This window comes from Hyphomicrobium sp. 1Nfss2.1 (assembly GCF_965243865.1).
Taxonomy (GTDB): Bacteria; Pseudomonadota; Alphaproteobacteria; order Rhizobiales; family Hyphomicrobiaceae; genus Hyphomicrobium_A.
On record NZ_OZ251603.1, the window covers coordinates 2,889,805 to 2,906,298 of the forward strand.

The 16,494-nt window shown below is 63.2% G+C and carries 12 protein-coding genes; 8 read left to right on the plus strand and 4 right to left on the minus strand.

What is annotated here, in order from left to right:
• Position 1 precedes the first annotated feature (1 nt).
• Positions 2 to 1,999 (minus strand): protein meaA, encoded by a 1,998-nt coding sequence (locus tag ACP15D_RS13985; RefSeq protein WP_424958057.1) that lies wholly within the window; start codon positions 1,997 to 1,999, stop codon positions 2 to 4.
• Positions 2,000 to 2,092: 93 nt separating this feature from the next.
• Positions 2,093 to 2,470, minus strand: coding sequence for a hypothetical protein (locus ACP15D_RS13990; RefSeq protein WP_424958058.1), 378 nt, complete (start codon positions 2,468 to 2,470; stop codon positions 2,093 to 2,095).
• Between the two features lie 242 nt (positions 2,471 to 2,712).
• Here ACP15D_RS13990 and ccrA point away from each other — a divergent pair, with 242 nt between their 5' ends.
• Positions 2,713 to 4,023, plus strand: coding sequence for a crotonyl-CoA carboxylase/reductase (gene ccrA / locus ACP15D_RS13995; protein ID WP_424958059.1), 1,311 nt, complete (start codon positions 2,713 to 2,715; stop codon positions 4,021 to 4,023).
• A gap of 64 nt (positions 4,024 to 4,087) precedes the next feature.
• On the opposite strand, the gene ACP15D_RS14000 is transcribed toward ccrA, so the two are convergent.
• A complete protein-coding gene (locus tag ACP15D_RS14000; protein ID WP_424958060.1) occupies positions 4,088 to 4,963 on the minus strand; it encodes a YihY/virulence factor BrkB family protein in 876 nt (291 codons plus the stop codon).
• A 256-nt stretch (positions 4,964 to 5,219) separates the two neighbouring features.
• Here ACP15D_RS14000 and ACP15D_RS14005 point away from each other — a divergent pair, with 256 nt between their 5' ends.
• From ACP15D_RS14005 to ACP15D_RS14030, 6 genes are all read left to right on the plus strand, one after another.
• On the plus strand, positions 5,220 to 5,693 hold the full coding sequence (locus tag ACP15D_RS14005; protein ID WP_424958061.1) for a hypothetical protein: 474 nt from the start codon (positions 5,220 to 5,222) through the stop codon (positions 5,691 to 5,693).
• 146 nt (positions 5,694 to 5,839) lie between these two features.
• Positions 5,840 to 7,519, plus strand: a complete 1,680-nt coding sequence (locus ACP15D_RS14010) for an acyl-CoA dehydrogenase family protein (RefSeq protein ID WP_424958062.1) — start codon at positions 5,840 to 5,842, stop codon at positions 7,517 to 7,519.
• A gap of 228 nt (positions 7,520 to 7,747) precedes the next feature.
• Positions 7,748 to 9,160, plus strand: coding sequence for an HlyD family secretion protein (locus tag ACP15D_RS14015; protein WP_424958063.1), 1,413 nt, complete (start codon positions 7,748 to 7,750; stop codon positions 9,158 to 9,160).
• Positions 9,161 to 9,164: 4 nt separating this feature from the next.
• Positions 9,165 to 11,135 (plus strand): glycosyltransferase, encoded by a 1,971-nt coding sequence (locus ACP15D_RS14020; RefSeq protein WP_424958064.1) that lies wholly within the window; start codon positions 9,165 to 9,167, stop codon positions 11,133 to 11,135.
• Between the two features lie 164 nt (positions 11,136 to 11,299).
• Complete coding sequence (locus ACP15D_RS14025) at positions 11,300 to 12,964, plus strand: FAD-dependent oxidoreductase (protein ID WP_424958065.1); 1,665 nt, start codon at positions 11,300 to 11,302, stop codon at positions 12,962 to 12,964.
• Positions 12,965 to 13,034: 70 nt separating this feature from the next.
• Positions 13,035 to 14,000, plus strand: a complete 966-nt coding sequence (locus tag ACP15D_RS14030; RefSeq protein WP_424958066.1) for a cobalamin-binding protein — start codon at positions 13,035 to 13,037, stop codon at positions 13,998 to 14,000.
• Between the two features lie 17 nt (positions 14,001 to 14,017).
• Here the strand turns inward: ACP15D_RS14030 and ACP15D_RS14035 are convergent, their stop codons facing one another.
• Complete coding sequence (locus tag ACP15D_RS14035) at positions 14,018 to 14,389, minus strand: Crp/Fnr family transcriptional regulator (RefSeq protein WP_424958067.1); 372 nt, start codon at positions 14,387 to 14,389, stop codon at positions 14,018 to 14,020.
• Positions 14,390 to 14,591: 202 nt separating this feature from the next.
• Between ACP15D_RS14035 and ACP15D_RS14040 the strand changes: the two genes are divergently transcribed.
• Positions 14,592 to 16,448 carry a hypothetical protein gene (locus ACP15D_RS14040; protein ID WP_424958068.1) on the plus strand — a complete coding sequence of 619 codons (1,857 nt, stop codon included), beginning with the start codon at positions 14,592 to 14,594 and terminating at the stop codon, positions 16,446 to 16,448.
• Positions 16,449 to 16,494: the final 46 nt, after the last annotated feature.

Sequence of the window (16,494 nt, forward strand, 5' to 3'; positions counted from 1 at the left end):
CTTATGCGGCAGCCATCACCTGGCTGTCCACGAGGCGCACGATGTCGGCCATGATGTCGTTCAGCTGGAAGTTCTTCGGTGTGTAGACCGCGGCGACGCCAAATGCTTTCAGCTTCACCTCGTCTTCAGGCGGAATGATGCCGCCGACGACCACCGGAACGTCGGTCAGTCCTTCCTTGCGCAGACGCTCCATCACTTCCTGCACCAGCGGCACGTGGCTGCCGGACAGGATCGACAGGCCGATCACGTGCGCGCTCTCGTCCACCGCCGCGCGCACGATCTGCGCCGGCGTCAGGCGGATGCCCTCGTAGACGACTTCCATGCCGACGTCGCGTGCGCGCACTGCGATCTGTTCGGCGCCGTTCGAGTGACCATCGAGACCCGGCTTGCCGACCAGGAACTTCATCCGCCGACCGAGCTTGTTCGAAAGATCGTCGACCGAAGCACGCACGCTGTCGAGCTCCAGCCCTTCGCGCGCAACCGCAGCCTGAGCCACACCCGTCGGCGCCCGGTATTCACCGAACACGCGCCGTAGTGTCGTTCCCCATTCGCCGGTGGTAACGCCCGCGCGCGCAGCCGCGATGGACGACTCCATGATGTTGCGGCCTTCCTTCGCCGCCCGCTCCACCTCGGCAAGCGCGGCCTTGACCGCCTTGTCATCGCGCGAGGCGCGCCAAGCTTTGAGACGCTCGATCTGCTCGGCTTCAACGGCCGGATCGACGACCATGATCGCGCCTTCGCCCGCCGTCAGCGGAGAGGGCTCGGTCTCGGTCCACTTGTTGACACCGACGACGATCTGCTTGCCGCTCTCAATGGCGGCAAGACGCGACGTGTTGCTCTCCACGAGCCGCCGCTTCATGTAGTCGATCGACGCCACCGCGCCGCCGAGCGACTCGATGGTAGCGAGCTCTGCCTTCGCCTGCTCTTTCAGCTCTTCGACCTTGCGGCTCATCTCGACCGATCCATCGAAGATGTCGCCGTATTCGAGCAGGTCGGTCTCATACGCCACGATCTGCTGCATCCGCAGCGACCACTGCTGGTCCCACGGACGTGGCAGGCCGAGGGCCTCGTTCCACGCCGGAAGCTGCACCGCGCGAGCGCGCGCCTTCTTCGACAGCGTCACCGCCAGCATCTCGATCAGGATGCGGTAAACGTTGTTTTCTGGCTGCGGCTCGGTGAGGCCGAGGCTGTTGACCTGCACGCCGTAGCGGAACATCCGCTCCTTGGGGTTCGTCACGCCGTAACGGTTGAGCGTGATCTCCTCCCAGAGCTCATTGAACGCGCGCATCTTGCAGATCTCGGTGACGAACCGCATGCCCGCGTTGACGAAGAACGATACGCGCCCCACCACCTGGCCGAATTTCTCGGCCGGCACTTCGCCCGACGCCTTCACGGTATCGAGCACGGCGAGTGCCGTTGCCAGCGCGTAAGCCAGTTCCTGCACCGGCGTCGCGCCCGCTTCCTGCAAGTGGTACGAGCAGACGTTGGTGGGGTTCCACTTCGGCACGTTCTGGTACGAGAAGACGATCGTATCTTTGATCAGCCGCAGCGAAGGCTCGGGCGGGAATACGTAGGTCCCGCGCGACAGGTATTCCTTGATGATGTCGTTCTGGATCGTGCCGGTGAGCTTGTCGCGCGAGGCGCCCTGCTCGTCCGCGAATGCCACGTAGAGCGACAGCAGCCACGCGGCCGTGGCGTTGATCGTCATCGACGTGTTCATCTGGTCGAGCGGGATGCCGTCCAGCAGCGCGCGCATGTCGCCGATGTGCGAAACCGGAACGCCCACCTTGCCGACCTCGCCCCGGGCAAGCTCGTCGTCGCTGTCATAGCCGGTCTGCGTCGGCAGGTCGAAGGCGATGGAAAGGCCCGTCTGCCCCTTGGCAAGGTTCTTCCGGTAAAGTTCGTTCGACTTGGTGGCTGTCGAGTGACCTGCGTACGTACGGAATAACCAGGGCTTGTCGGGCGTCCGGCTCTCGGACCCGCTCTTGCCTTCGCGCATTCGTAAACCTCGGTTGGGTTCGGGTGTTGCCGTAAAGTACCCTTAACCGCCGACGCAATGCAAAACTATCTTTGCCGCAATGCGGCCGGCGGACTAGAGCCGCCGCGGCTCGCGCGCGAATGCCGGTTTCGGCTTGATGTCATGCCTGAAGCGGTGGTGCTCGACGCGCAAACGGGCGATGACCGCGGTAAAGCGCATTACGATCAGAAGTGCAAATAGCGCGATGATGATTCCCATCGTGCAGGCGATGACGACGTTCGTCTCGCGATCGGATGTCGGGTAGAATCCAGTAACTTCAAAGGCGTAGTTGGTAACGAGAGCGCCGAGGACGAAACCCGGCACGAATACCAGCGCCAGCATTGTGCGTGAAAGCACGTGCAAGGTGAGCACCCCGGCCCATCCGGACAGGAGGGCCACCACGACCAGCGTGTAGGTGTCGACGGTAACAGCCCTGTGCAGAAAATCGACCATGCCGCCCAGTCCCGCCGTTGTGCACCGCGAGCGTTCAACCACGCCCTCCCCGATTGGGGGCTAAAGACCGCTTCTAGAAGCAATTTTCCTAAAGGTTGGTTGACACGAACGCATAGCGGCGGCACAGCCTCTTCATTGCAGCGCGAAATCGTGCTTGAAACGCCTCCAGATCACTGCGGCGATGGCGCCGCAATCCACCAGCCGCGGCCTCAGGGCCGGCATTTCCATCACGGGAGCCAAGAATGACGAGCCAAAGCGCCGCCAGGACTGAGGTTGCGGGCGCCGGGACTGCCGAAAAGAAAGACCTCTATGAAATCGGCGAGATTCCGCCGCTCGGACACGTCCCCAAGAACATGTACGCCTGGGCTATCCGCAAGGAGCGCCATGGCGAGCCGGACACGGCGATGCAGGTCGAGGTGCTCCCCACCTGGGAACTCGACAGCCATGATGTGCTCGTCCTGGTGATGGCTGCCGGCGTTAACTACAACGGAATTTGGGCTTCACTTGGCAAGCCGATCTCGCCCCTCGACGGCCACAAGAACCCCTATCACATCGCCGGCTCCGATGCCTCGGGCATCGTCTGGGCGGTCGGCTCCAAGGTAAAGCGCTGGAAGGTGGGCGACGAGGTCGTCATTCACTGTAACCAGGACGATGGCGACGACGAGGAGTGCAACGGCGGCGACCCGATGTTCTCGCCCAGCCAGCGCATCTGGGGCTACGAGACGCCGGATGGCTCCTTCGCCCAGTTCTGCCGCGTCCAGGATCGCCAGCTTCTTGAGCGCCCGCGCCACCTCACCTGGGAAGAGAGCGCCTGCTACACGCTCACTCTTGCCACGGCGTATCGCATGCTGTTTGGCCACCGTCCGCACGTGCTGCGCCCGGGCCACAACGTGCTCGTTTGGGGTGCTTCGGGAGGCCTCGGCTCGTTCGCGGTGCAGCTGTGCGCAACGTCCGGCGCCAACGCCATTGGCGTCGTCTCCGAAGACGACAAGCGCGATTTCGTCATGCAGCTTGGCGCTCGTGGCGTCATCAACCGCAAGAACTTCCAATGCTGGGGCGAGCTGCCTAAGGTCGGTACGCCCGAGTATGACGAGTGGTTCAAGAACGCGCGCAAATTCGGCGCCGCGATCTGGGAAATCACCGGCAAGGGCAACAACGTCGATAGCGTCTTCGAGCATCCCGGGCAGTCCACCTTCCCGGTCTCGGTGTTCGTGGTGAAGCGCGGAGGCATGGTGGTCATCTGCGCCGGCACCACAGGCTACAACCTCACCATGGATGCCCGCTATCTCTGGATGCACCAGAAGCGCGTGCAGGGCTCGCACTTCGCCAACCTCATGCAGGCCTCGCAGGCGAATAAGCTCGTCGTGGAGCGCCGCATCGATCCGTGCATGTCCGAGGTCTTCCCGTGGGAGCAGATCCCGAAAGCTCACATGCGCATGATGCGCAATGAGCATAAGCCCGGCAACATGTCGGTGCTCGTGTCTGCGCCGACGACGGGTCTGCGCACATTCGAGGACGTCCTCGAAGCCAGCCAGCGCCTGCACAAGAAGTAGATCATGGAGATGCCATCCCGGTCCGCCGGGATGGCATCGACCCTACCGAAGGCCTGCTGTTTGATCAGCGGTTGCGCGAAGACATCGGAGCAACAGCGTCGAGCCCCATGCCACTCATGCGCTTGAACTCATAAATCCCGCGATTGAGCTCAGCGCCCAGGATGACGATCACTGCAGTCATCTGGAAAAAGATCATTGCCACCATCAGCTGCGACAGGCCCGCATAGAACCGCGTGTAGTCGCTGAAGTTGAGGTAGTAAGAGTAAAGGCTCGCCACCGTCAGCCATAGCACGGTGGAAACCAGCACCCCCGGCCACACATCCTTGATGCGCCGCTTTCCTGCGGCGAGCCAAAGATGGAAGGCGAGAAGCTGTCCCCCGATCACTGCCGCTGCCGAGGCATAGCGCAGCGCCGCTCCCATCCAGGTCGAGCGCATGAGCGTGAAGGTGTTCGTCAATGACGGGTCGAGCCGCGTTGCCAGCGCTGGGCCAACGACCACCACCCACGTCAGCACCAGCATCGAAACCGCACTGACGAAGACGAACATCATGCTGCGCGCCAGACAGTAGAGATACGGCCGCTTCTCCACCACCCGGTAAGCACCGTTGAGCGCCGTGCGGAGGGTCTCGATGGCGTTGGTCGCGAAGAACAGCGACAACCCCGCGCTTACCGTCAGAAGATCGATGCGCGTGCGCCCCATGATCGCCTCGACCTGAGGCGCAAGTCCCGCTGCTACACCCTGCGGCAGGATCTCGAAAAGCTGGTTCACCGCCTGCGCGGCCAGATCGCGGCCGCCGAACAGGCCAGAGACGGCGCCGAGAAAAATGCAGAACGGGAACAGCGAGACGACGAACGAGAACGCCACCGCGCCGGCCATGGCAAAGCCGCTATGCTCATAAAGGCGATAGATTGCCTCGAGCAACGTGCGGTAGCGCTGCATTCCCTTCTCCCGTAGCCCGACACGAATTGGCGCCGGACCCTACCTGCGCATGCTGTCTCGGTCTATGCCGGCAATGCCGCGCCCGCGCTACGAAATTCGTTGCCAAGCCGATGCTGCCCGCATAGACGCCGCCGTTCGCGTTTCCTAGAATGCGCTGGTATCCGGCGAAGCTGCGGAGGAACGGGTGGCCGCGGGCGACAGATCGGGGGGCACTTCTGGCCCCTTCCCAGTATATCGGCCGACGCGTCCCGCGCGAATGGCCGCACCGGGAGGCGTGCCGCCGCCCATCCCTCCCGCATCGAGTTCAGAGCTCGGCTTTGGAGCGGATGAGGAAGACGGGCTGCGTATGCTGGCCGCCCTTCAGACCCTCACCAGCCTAGAGCCCGACTACTCTGACGACCTGGCCGCCGAAGCCTCCGTCACCATCATCGAGACCGCCGGCAACGTCGTTTTCGACGATCCGGGCGCTGGCAACGCCGCCGATCCCCGTCCGCTACGACATTTGATTGAGAAAAGCCGCGAGCCTCAGCTTCTGCTGAACGGCTATGAGACCTTTCTCGGTCACGGAGACGAGGCCATAGTCGAGATCGTCGAGATCTCTCACCCTCGGGAAGAGCTAGAAAACGCGCCCGAGCGGCCGCGTTCGATGCAGCCGGGATCGCTGGTTGAGCGGTTGGCCGCTGCTACTGGCCGAGGCAGCCGGTTCTTCAAGGCCCTGTCTGGCGCTTGACTGTCCGGCGTTTGACGGCCCGCGGCACATAATGCACGTGCCTGCGGCAGGAATTGCCTTGACGAGCGGGTGCATTATTCTGCAACGCAGCACCAGTTTGGCGCCATCCCAGGCGTCCCCTCAACGAATTTCCCAGGAGGAAGACGATGTCGACCGCGGTTAAGACGGCCGAGCAGGATATTCTTTCAGCCGGCCCAGCGGCGCTGCTTGAACGCGCCGATCGCGCGGTCGCATCTGCCGACAAGGTGCTTCAGTCTGCCAAAACGGGTGTGCGTGCCATCGTCGAGGCTGCCGGCGGCGTCGACAACGCCCAGCACGCAGCGCACGGCCTCGCCTGGCTGGCGACCGCTGTCGAAGGCCTGCGCCAGATGCACGACTGGGGCGTGCGCCTTTCCGCCGAGGGCCGCTTTGGCGAGTTCGAGCAGCTGATCCTCGCCGCCGCCTTCGCCGAATACCTCGCCCAGATCGCTGGTGGCTTGCCGATGAGCCAGCTCGAGCTGATCCGCCCTGAGCATCTTGGTGTCTCCAAAGCCGAGATCCGCCAGTACGAGGACGAGGTGGCGGACATGATCACCGCCGGCTCGACCCAGGACGTCAAGAAGCGCCTCGCCGACCTCATCGCCGCCCAGCCCAACGCTGCGACGTTCGGCGATCCCGGCCTCGACGAGACCCACGCCGCCATTTTCGACCAGATGCACACCTTCGCCGCAGAGGAGGTCATTCCGCACGCGCACGAGTGGCATCTTGCCAATGCTTACATTCCGCTTGAGGTAATCCAGAAGGTTGCCAACCTCGGCGTCTTCGGCCTGACCATGCCGGAAGAGTTCGGCGGCCTCGGCCTCGGCAAGGAGAGCATGTGCATCGTCTCCGAGGAGCTTTCGCGCGGCTACATCGGCGTTGGCTCGCTCGGCACCCGCGCCGAGATCGCGGGCGAGCTGATCCTCAACAACGGCACCGACGAGCAGAAGCAGAAGTATCTGCCCAAGATCGCCTCGGGCGAGATCCTGCCCACCGCCGTCTTCACCGAGCCGAACATCGGCTCCGATCTCGCCTCGCTTAAAACGCGCGCGGTGAAGGAAGGCGACACCTACAAGGTCACCGGCCAGAAGACGTGGATCACGCACCCCGTCCGCGCCGACCTGATGACGCTGCTCGTGCGCACCAATCCTAACGAGGCCGGCTACAAGGGCCTCTCCATGCTTCTTGCCGAGAAGCCGCGCGGCACCGACGAGAACCCGTTCCCTGCCGAAGGCATGACCGGTGGCGAGATCGAGGTGCTCGGCTACCGCGGCATGAAGGAGTTCGACATCTCCTTCGACGCTTTCGAAGTGCCGGCAGACCAGCTCCTCGGTGGCACCGAGGGCCAGGGCTTCAAGCAGCTCATGAATACCTTCGAGGCCGCCCGCATTCAGACTGCCGCGCGCGCCGTCGGTGTCGCCCAGGCCGCGATGGACCTTGGCCTCAAGTATGCTCTGGAGCGCAATCAGTTCGGCAAGCCGATCTATTCGTTCCCGCGCATCTATAACAAGGTCGTCATGATGGCGGTCGAGACGATGGTCGCGCGCCAGCTCACCTACTTCTCGGCTCGTCAGAAGGATCAGGGACTGCGCTGCGATCTCGAAGCCGGCATGGCGAAGTTGCTCGGGGCCCGCGTCGCCTGGGCCAACGCCGACAACGCGCTGCAGATTCATGGCGGCAACGGCTTCGCGCTCGAATACCCCATCAGCCGCGTGCTGTGCGACTCGCGCATCCTCAACATCTTCGAGGGTGCGGCCGAGATTCAGGCGCAGGTCATCGCCCGCCGCCTGCTTGAGAGCGCCAACTGACATCGCTTCCGTTTTGGCCACTATCAGCGCCCCGGCTTCATCGCCGGGGCGTTTTGTTTTGCAGCGTGTGAAGCGCCTTTTCATAAAGTTTTAAGCGAGCAAGCGAATGCCGCTGCCACGGCAATGCTCGCGTTAACTAGCCTTGCTTACTCTGTTGGCTGAATTTTGATCGCTGTCCCGCGCCCGCTCTTTAGGCGCTGGGAGTGGCGTCCATTGGGTATGCCGAACATGTCGATTTGGAAGTCAGAGCAGCCGCAGTCGCCGATCCAGGACAGCGCGCCGCAAACCCCAGCTTCGCAGCCAGCGGACTCGGTCAGTCGACTGAAGAAGATCGATGACGATCTGCGCGAGCAGCTTCTCCGCAAGCACAATGAAGCACCGACCAAGAGTGTCGGTCTGCGCCAAAGGTTCAAGGATTTCACCGGCCGCAAAGGTGCCAAATCGCTCATCGCAATTCTCGTCGCTCTGGCGCTGGGCTGGATCCCGCTGCAGCGCCTTTTGGCAACGACCAGCGCGGAAGCGACTGTCAACGCGCGCCTGATCAATGTGCGCGCACCCATCGACGGCAAGGTGGCGCTCATAGCCCCAACGATCTCCATCGGCACCGAGGTCGAAGCGGGCGAGAAACTTCTGCACATCACCAATATCCGCGCCGATCGCGGCCGCCTCGATGATCTGCGTCGCACGATCAACGCGCTGACGACCGACATGAACGCATCCGAAAAGCGTGTCGCACAGCTGAAGGGAATCGAAGCCAACCTCGTCGAGCAGCGCAACGCCTTCCAGGAAGGACGCATCAAGCAGCTTGAAGCGCGTGCATCCGAGCTGGAAGTGCAGGTCTCCAGCGCCGAGGCGCTGCACGAGGACGCCAGACAGGCAATGGAGCGCGCCAAGAAGCTCAACGTTACCGGCTCGCAGACGATCGCCACGCTGCTCCACGCGGAGCGCGACTTCAAAACATCGCAGCTTGCCATCGAGGCCGCCAAGATCCGCATCGAGGGTAACAAGATCGAACTCGATGCTGCGAAGAAGGGGCTCTTTGTCGGCGATAGCTATAACGATCTGCCGCGGTCTGCGCAGCGCCTGGACGAGATCCGCCAGCAGATCCTCGATGCGTCCGCACGCGTGGAGGAGAACAAAGGTCGGCTCGCCTATCTGGAAAAGGAGCTGGCGACAGAGTCAGAGCTCTTCTCCACTCACTCGACGTCCGACATCGTCGCGCCAGTGCGCGGCCGCATTTGGGATACGCTGACGGCGCGTGGCGAGGAAGTGCGTACCGGCCAGGACCTGTTGCGCATCCTCGACTGCGCCGGCGCCGTCGTAACCGCGACCGTTTCGGAGTCCGTCTATAATAAGTTATGGGTCGGCCAGCCCGCTCAGTTTAGGCTGCGCGGCGAGCGCAAAGACTACGCGGGCAGCGTCGTAGGCCTGACGGGTCTCACCGCGGCAGGTTCGAACTTCGCCATCGAGCAGACGGCGCTGACGCGCGAGCCATACCACGTGACGATCGCCGTGCCCGCTCTTGCTGAGCGCCAGGAGTGCGAAGTGGGCCGTACCGGGCAGGTAACCTTCGACACCTCTGCTAGCGCCGAGCGCGGGACCAACATCAAGACCGCCGACGCAGCCGCGCGCCGGAGCTGATCCCATGCCAGTCGCATCGGGCATGACCTATTGGGAGGCGCTGCTACCAGGCCTCGCGCTGGGTCTACTCGCCGCCGGCTTGTTGCCTTGGCTCAACCGCAACAACACGCTCGTGCGCACCGTTGCGATTACCGTCGGGCTCGCTCTCGCCTGGCGCTACATGATCTGGCGCATCACCAGCACGTTGCCGCCGCCGGGCCTCACGTGGGACTTCGCCTTCGGCGCCGGCTTCACGCTGATCGAGCTTCTGTCGATGATCGGCGCGTCGATAGCCATGTTCTTCCTGACGCGCACCATCAACCGCACGCCGCAAGCCGAGGCAAACCTGCCCTGGCTCACTTCCCTACCCCAACCGCCGCTCGTCGACGTGCTGATCTGCACCTATAACGAGGAGAAGGCGATCCTGGAGCGCACTATCATCGGAGCGCTCGGCCTCGACTATCCGCGCTACCGTCTCTGGGTGTGCGACGATGGCCGCCGCGAGTGGTTGAAACAGCTCTGCGAGCAGCACTCCTGCGGATACATCAGCCGGCCCGACAACCGCCACGCCAAGGCGGGGAACATCAACAACGCGCTGCTCCACCTTTCGGACCTGGCAGAACAGCCGGACTTCATCGCCATTCTCGACGCCGATTTTGTCCCGAAGGCGCAGTTCCTCAACCGCACTCTGGCGCTCACGCGCGACGACGACATCGGCGTCGTTCAGACACCGCAGCACTTCTTCAATCCCGATCCGATCCAGAACAATCTCTCGCTCGCGCGTGTGTGGCCCGACGAGCAGCGCTTCTTCTTCGATGTCGTAATGGCCTCGAAGGATGCCTGGGGCGGCGCGTTCTGCTGTGGCACGTCCTCGATACTGCGCTTCGAGCCCCTGATGCGCATTGGTGGCTTCCCAACGGACTCTGTCACCGAAGATTATCTCGTCTCGCTGCGCCTCAACGAGATCGGCTATCGCACCATCTACCTCAACGAGCCGCTTTCGCTCGGCCTCGCACCGGAAGGCCTGAAGGAGTATGTCTCGCAGCGCAGCCGCTGGGCGCTCGGTTTTATGCAAATCTGCCGCGGCCCGAGCGGTCCCTTCAGCTCCAGCGTGTCGACGCCATTGATTCAGCGTCTGATGCTTGTCGACACCTTCCTGCATTGGTCGGCAACGCACGCCTTCCGGCTTGCGGCGCTGATCATCCCCGCCGTCTACCTGCTATTCAACATCCAGGCTGTCTATGCGGCAGTCCCCGATGCCGTCTCTCACCTGTTCCCGTTCCTTGTTGTCCAGACGGCCGTGATCGCATGGCTCACCAAGGGGCGCGTGCTGCCGATCATGAACGATCTGAGCCAGCTTCTCGTCGCCAACGACATCGCCAAGTCCGTCCTCGTAGGTCTGTTCAAGCCGCAAGGCCACAAGTTCCAGGTCACCGCGAAGGGTGGCGACCGTAGCAAGGGGTTTGTGCAGTGGAAGATGCTGCGCATGTTCCTCGCCTACCTGATCATCACGGTGGGTGGAGTCATCTGGGCATTCGGGTTCGACGATTCACGCTCGCTCACCGATGCCAGTGCCATCGCGCTCTTCTGGAGCTGGTACAACATCGTCATCTTGACGCTCGCGTGTTTCGTCTGTTTCGAGGCTTCGCAGCAGCGCCAGGGCGATCGCTTCAGCGGATCAGGATGGGCAATGGTGATGGCGGGCGCCGAAAAGGCGATGCTGCCCATCGCCGATATCTCGGTCAGCGGCATGCGCCTTTATGGCGTCGCACCCGGTCCTGTCGGCAGCGACGTTGAGATCGCTTTCGACGGCATCAATGTCAACGCGAAAGTCGTGCGCGTGGACGTCGGCGACTACGCCGTCGAATTTGCGCCCTCGCAGGAGATGCATGCCCGCCTTGTCCGCCATCTCTACGGCGGCAGCTACGGCACCAGCGCGGTGGAAATCGAGCCGAGCAAGGTCGCCGGCGCCATCCTCAACCGCGTCCTGCGCTAGCCCCCCTTCGCTGCTTAAAAAGCCGCCATGCCGGCCTGCAAGCGCCAATATGTTTCAGCTGCTGAACAGCCTTTGAGCCATCTTTGACTTGATATTCCCGCCCGGCCAGCCGAGCCTTAGCCGTTGCGCGACGGCAGCTTCATCCACAGAACAGCGGGCAAGGCATGGAACAATCGATCGTCACCGCACGGCGCTCCCAAGCATTCCCGACGTTGCTGCCAGAGGAAGTCGAGCGCGTAAGGCGCTTCGGGCAGCCTCGATCGTTCGCTGCCGGCGAATATCTCGCACGTGTCGGCGAGCATGCACCGGGCGTCATGCTGGTTCTGTCTGGCAAGGTGGATGTGTTCCAATCGAAGGGCGGCCACCGCACCTTGATCGTCACGCACGAGCCCGGCGGGTTCATGGGCGAGCTGGCACAGCTCGGCGGACGCCCGGCACTCATCGACGCCATCGCCAGCGAACCGGTTGACGTCCTCGTTATTCCCGCAGCGGAGCTGCGCTCATTGCTCATCGCCGAGGCCGAACTCGGCGAACGCATCATGCGCGCGCTGATCTTGCGCCGCATCGGGCTTCTCGAAACTGGAGCTGGCGGCCCGATCATCGTCGGCAGTGCGGACAATGGCGAAGTGCTGCGCCTCGAAGGCTTCCTTACCCGCAACGGCCACCCGCATCAGCGCCTCGATCCCGAGACCGACCCCTGCGGCAGGGTTCTGGTCGAGAAGTTCGAAGTGTCGCCGCAGGACTTGCCGATCGTCCTCTGCCCCAATGGCAGGCTTCTTCACAATCCGTCCGAGACAGAGTTGGCGCACTGCATCGGCCTCATCTCACCGCTCGATCCCGATCATGTCCACGACGTCGTCATCGTCGGTGCAGGTCCTGCCGGCCTCGCGACGGCCGTCTATGCAGCCTCCGAGGGATTGTCCGTGCTCGTGCTCGACTGCCGCGCTTTCGGAGGGCAGGCCGGCGCCTCAGCCCGTATCGAGAACTATCTTGGCTTCCCCACCGGCATCACCGGAATGGCGCTGATGGCCCGCGCCTATAATCAGGCGCTGAAGTTCGGCGCTGACATGGTCATCCCCTGCGAAGCAAAGCATCTCGAACCGCGCAACGCCTCCTGCGGCGCCTTCGTGCTCCAGCTTGGGGAAGCGGGGAAGGTGCGCGCACGATCGGTCGTATTGGCGAGCGGAGTTCGCTACCGCCGGCTCAGTGTGCCCAACCTTTGCGATTTCGAGATGACCAGCATCCACTACTGGGCATCGCCCCTGGAAGCCAACCTCTGTGCGAAGCAGGAAGTGGCACTGGTCGGCGCCGGAAACTCGGCAGGACAGGCAGTTGTCTATCTCGCCAGTCGCGCCAAGAAAGTCTGGCTCCTGGCCCGCGGCGGTGACCTGGAAGCGAGCATGTCCCGCTACCTCGTCGATCGCATTCGCGGGCTCCCCAACGTCGAAGTTCTTCTCAACACCGAAGTGACAGCCCTCGAAGGAAGCGATGGGCGTCTTGAAGCGGTTCGTTGGCGAAAAAACAACAGCGAAGAGGAGCAGCACGCGATCCGTCATCTGTTCCTATTCATCGGCGCTGATCCCAACACCGATTGGCTGCGCAATTCCAGCGTCTCTCTCGATGGTAAAGGCTTCGTGCTGACGGGCGCACAACTCCCGGATGGCAATGGCAAGCTTTTGGAAACCAGCCGGCGCGGGATTTTCGCCATTGGCGATGTGCGTTCGGGATCCGTAAAGCGCGTTGCAGCTTCCGTTGGCGAAGGTGCCCAGGTCGTCGCCGCGCTGCACGCTTATCTTGCCGAGCAGCCAGTGTCGGTCAAAGTCGCCTAGCGCTGGTTGAAGCCGGCGTGCGCACGTCAATCCGCTTGCAGCCCGACGCAGCCGGTGCAATCAATTGGCAATGACAAAAGTATCTCACCCGCGCGTCGTCTCGCTCATCGCGAGCTCAACTGAGATATTGAACGCGCTTGGCGCTGGAGATTTGCAGGTCGCCCGTTCTCACGAGTGCGACTATCCTCCTTCGGTCCTGAACCTGCCCGCGGTCACGCGCCCGAAGTTCGACGTTCAGGGATCGAGCGGCGAAATCGATCAGCGGGTCCGTTCACTCGTGGAGCGCGGCTTGTCTGTTTACGATGTCGACGCCGCAGCCCTCGATGCGTTGAAGCCCGACGTCATCCTTACGCAGGATCAGTGTCAGGTCTGCGCCGTCTCGCTCGCCGACGTCGAGCGTGCAGTGTGCGAGTTCGTGCACAGCCGCCCGCGCGTCGTCTCCATGCACCCGCACACGATGGCCGACATCTTTCGCGACATTCATCGTGTCGCCGACGCAATCGGTCGCCCCGAGGCTGGCGATAAGCTCATCGCCTCGATGAAGCGGCGTCTTGTGGCCGTTGCGGCGCTCGTCATGGGGCAACCCAGGAAGCGCCTCGCCTTTATCGAATGGGTTGATCCGCCGATGTCGGGCGGTCACTGGATGCCCGAGCTTATCAGCACCGCAGGCGGTATCAGCCTGTTTGGCACAACCGGCGAGTCGTCGCCCTGGATTACCTGGAAGGACGTCGCCGCTGCCGACCCCGATATCATCGTGGTGGCGCCCTGCGGTTATGACATCGAAGTGACGCGCCGCGAGGTCCGGCCGCTCGTCCATTACGAGGTCTGGCAGAACCTGCGCGCGGTGCGCGATGGCCAAGTCTACCTTGCCGACGGCAACGCCTATTTCAACCGCCCCGGGCCTCGCCTCGTCGACAGCGCCGAGATCCTGGCTGAGATCATGCACCCGGAAGCCTGTAATTACGGTCTCCGCGGCAAGGCCTACGTCGGATACGAGATGATCCCTCCCGGCGTCATCACCACCAGGGCGGGCTGACCCAACCGGTGCCCGCTTCACATGTTCTCGTTCATCCGCCTCAGGCGCTTTGAAAGCCGCCGCATCAGGTCGAGCGCGAAGGATGGCGTTCGCTCGATCAGATAGTTGAAAGCGGCCTCGCCGATTACCGCCACCTCGGTCGGCTCACGTGCAATCGCGGTGGCCCCGCGCGGCGCCCCGTCGATGAGCGACAGCTCGCCGAACGTCTCTCCCGGCCGCACCGTCTCCAGCACTTCGCCGGCCGACAGGATGCTGACGGAGCCGGTTCGCACCACGTACATCGTGTTGCCCTCGTCACCCTCGACAAAGATGCGCTCACCCGCCTCGAACCGTTCCAGCGGGTAGCCGGCGCGCACTAACCCTTCAAAATCAAAGCCATCGCTCGCCATTGGCACCATCCGCGAGAGGCTATTGGACAGTTTGAGAGTATGCCGCGACCACCGCCGCGGCAACCAGCACGTAGCTCTATCCCGCGTTGCGCAGCCGTTACGCGGTTCCTCCACCGGCAATGCCGACGCGCGATCTGCGGGACAAGAGCGCGATTTTCCTATATCGGCCTATACAAGCTGTTGCGAAACGGGGGACAGGGACATGGCAGCGACGAGGCCGGCATCGACCTCTGGATTTGGGCGCGCGCTCGACTATCTGCTGGGGCGCAACACGCTCATCGGCATAGCCTCGATGATGCTGCTGCTGATCTCCGGTTTCGCCACCTGGCATGGCATGCGCGATTTCATCATCGGCGTGTCGACGTCCCCGGCAGGCAATTCTCAGGAGTTGCCAGGCGGCCTCTCGTTCTCCAACGACTTCCTCGTCATTGTCGTCGTCTTCGCCCTGACATTCCTGATGTGGCTTGCACTGCGCGAGTCCTTCGGCGTCGGCCGCCGCCTCTCCGACCGCATCGTCACCTTCCCGCTCTATGTGTTCCTGGCCATCTGGTCGATTGGTTTCGGCTACGGTTTCTGGTGGAGCCTTATCGCCGGCGAGGAAGCAACGCGCACTGGCCTGGCTGGCCTGCAGCAGGACGCAGGCGACGCGGCCAGCGCCGTCGCGGCCAGGCTGGATGCCGTGAAAGTGGGCCTCGACAGTGTCGTCACCTGGTCGCAGACGCAGATGACGCGCGAGGAAACCAGCGGCGGCTCGTGCGGCACCTCATCGGGGGCCGGCCGCGGCCCGCTCTATAACGCCCGCGTTGCCGTACGCGATCAGATCGCCTCGCTGCGCGACGGCGTCGAAAATTCCTGGATCAAGCCGGTGCAGGACGACATCGGGGCCCTGCAGCAGAGCGTCGCCTCGCTCCAGGGCAACACGGTCGCCGAACGCCAGGCCAGCTTCAACGCCATGGCGACGCGCATCCGTTCGCGTGCTCGCGACATCGCCGCCCGCTCCAACGAACTCGGCAAATCGACAGCAACGGAAATGCGCGCCATTGCCGCCGCTGTATCGGTTCCGCCGGGTCAAAGTAGCTTCTCGTGTTACGACCCCACCCTCGCGCAGCGTCTCACCCAGGCCGCGGTTCAGGCTGACCAGCCCGCGACGCTCGAGCTGCGCGAAGCCTCGTTCAACGAAGGCCCCGCGGGCGTCGCCAACGCCATCAAGCGCCTGTGGGAGAACATCGGCTCTTATCTGTCGAGCCTCATTGGCTTTATCTCCCGCGCGGAACCAGAGGGCGCGACCAAGAGCGGCGAGCCGATCACCGGGCGCGATATGATTGCACTGCTCGCAACCATCGGCATCGACCTGGGCCTGCTCGCGCTGGCAATCCTCAATCCGCCGCCCGCCGAGAGCCGCCGCCCGCAACCGCAGGTCATTCGCCAGATCCGGGCCGCCGTGAACACGGCCATCGAACGCGCGCCCGGCGCGACCATGGAGTGGGTGCGCCGCCATTTCATCTATCACAAGCGCAACTCGTACCTCGTCATCCCAAATCTCTATAGCTGTGATCCCAGTAACGAGCAGGAGTGCTCAAAAGCGCTCGCAATGAACCAGCTTGCCGGCGTTCTGGACGATCTCGATCTTGTGCGTTGGCCCCAACGCGCACCCTGGTGGAAGTTCTTCCGCAGCGGTGAACTCGAACAGCTCAAGGCCGAGGAAGCCGCCGCCAGCGACACCGACCTCAGCGCCATCCGCAAACAGTGGCTCAAGGATCATCCCAAGGCCGAAGGCGAGAAGACCGAAGAGGATATTGCGTTCGAGAAGGCGCAACCTCTTCGCAACCACGGCCTGTTCTCAAAAGCGGAAAAGGCTCTCACGTTCGCGGGATGGAGCGAGCGCGCTCGCCGCGACATTGAGATCTTCCCGCTCGAGGACGTCGAGGGGTTGACGCCTATCCTCATGGTGCTTGCCGACGACGGCAGCATCGAGAAAGCCGAAGCAGAAGAAGCCCAGGCCGCCGCATCGAAGAAAAGCTGGTGGCCGTTCGGCGCGCGCGAGACAAACACCGCTTAGACTCGAACGAGAACTGCGGGCGTGTTCGCCCGCAGCGCTGTCGCGA

Coding starts and splice junctions, on each gene's coding strand:
- ACP15D_RS13990 (WP_424958058.1), bottom strand. CDS start 2,470: ATGGTCGATTTTCTGCACAGGGCTGTTACCGTCGACACCTACACGCTG.
- ACP15D_RS14010 (WP_424958062.1), top strand. CDS start 5,840: ATGTCGACCGCGGTTAAGACGGCCGAGCAGGATATTCTTTCAGCCGGC.
- ACP15D_RS14000 (WP_424958060.1), bottom strand. CDS start 4,963: ATGCAGCGCTACCGCACGTTGCTCGAGGCAATCTATCGCCTTTATGAG.
- ACP15D_RS14030 (WP_424958066.1), top strand. CDS start 13,035: ATGACAAAAGTATCTCACCCGCGCGTCGTCTCGCTCATCGCGAGCTCA.
- ACP15D_RS14020 (WP_424958064.1), top strand. CDS start 9,165: ATGCCAGTCGCATCGGGCATGACCTATTGGGAGGCGCTGCTACCAGGC.
- ACP15D_RS14025 (WP_424958065.1), top strand. CDS start 11,300: ATGGAACAATCGATCGTCACCGCACGGCGCTCCCAAGCATTCCCGACG.
- ACP15D_RS14035 (WP_424958067.1), bottom strand. CDS start 14,389: ATGGCGAGCGATGGCTTTGATTTTGAAGGGTTAGTGCGCGCCGGCTAC.
- ACP15D_RS14005 (WP_424958061.1), top strand. CDS start 5,220: ATGGCCGCACCGGGAGGCGTGCCGCCGCCCATCCCTCCCGCATCGAGT.
- ACP15D_RS13985 (WP_424958057.1), bottom strand. CDS start 1,999: ATGCGCGAAGGCAAGAGCGGGTCCGAGAGCCGGACGCCCGACAAGCCC.
- ACP15D_RS14015 (WP_424958063.1), top strand. CDS start 7,748: ATGTCGATTTGGAAGTCAGAGCAGCCGCAGTCGCCGATCCAGGACAGC.
- ccrA (WP_424958059.1), top strand. CDS start 2,713: ATGACGAGCCAAAGCGCCGCCAGGACTGAGGTTGCGGGCGCCGGGACT.
- ACP15D_RS14040 (WP_424958068.1), top strand. CDS start 14,592: ATGGCAGCGACGAGGCCGGCATCGACCTCTGGATTTGGGCGCGCGCTC.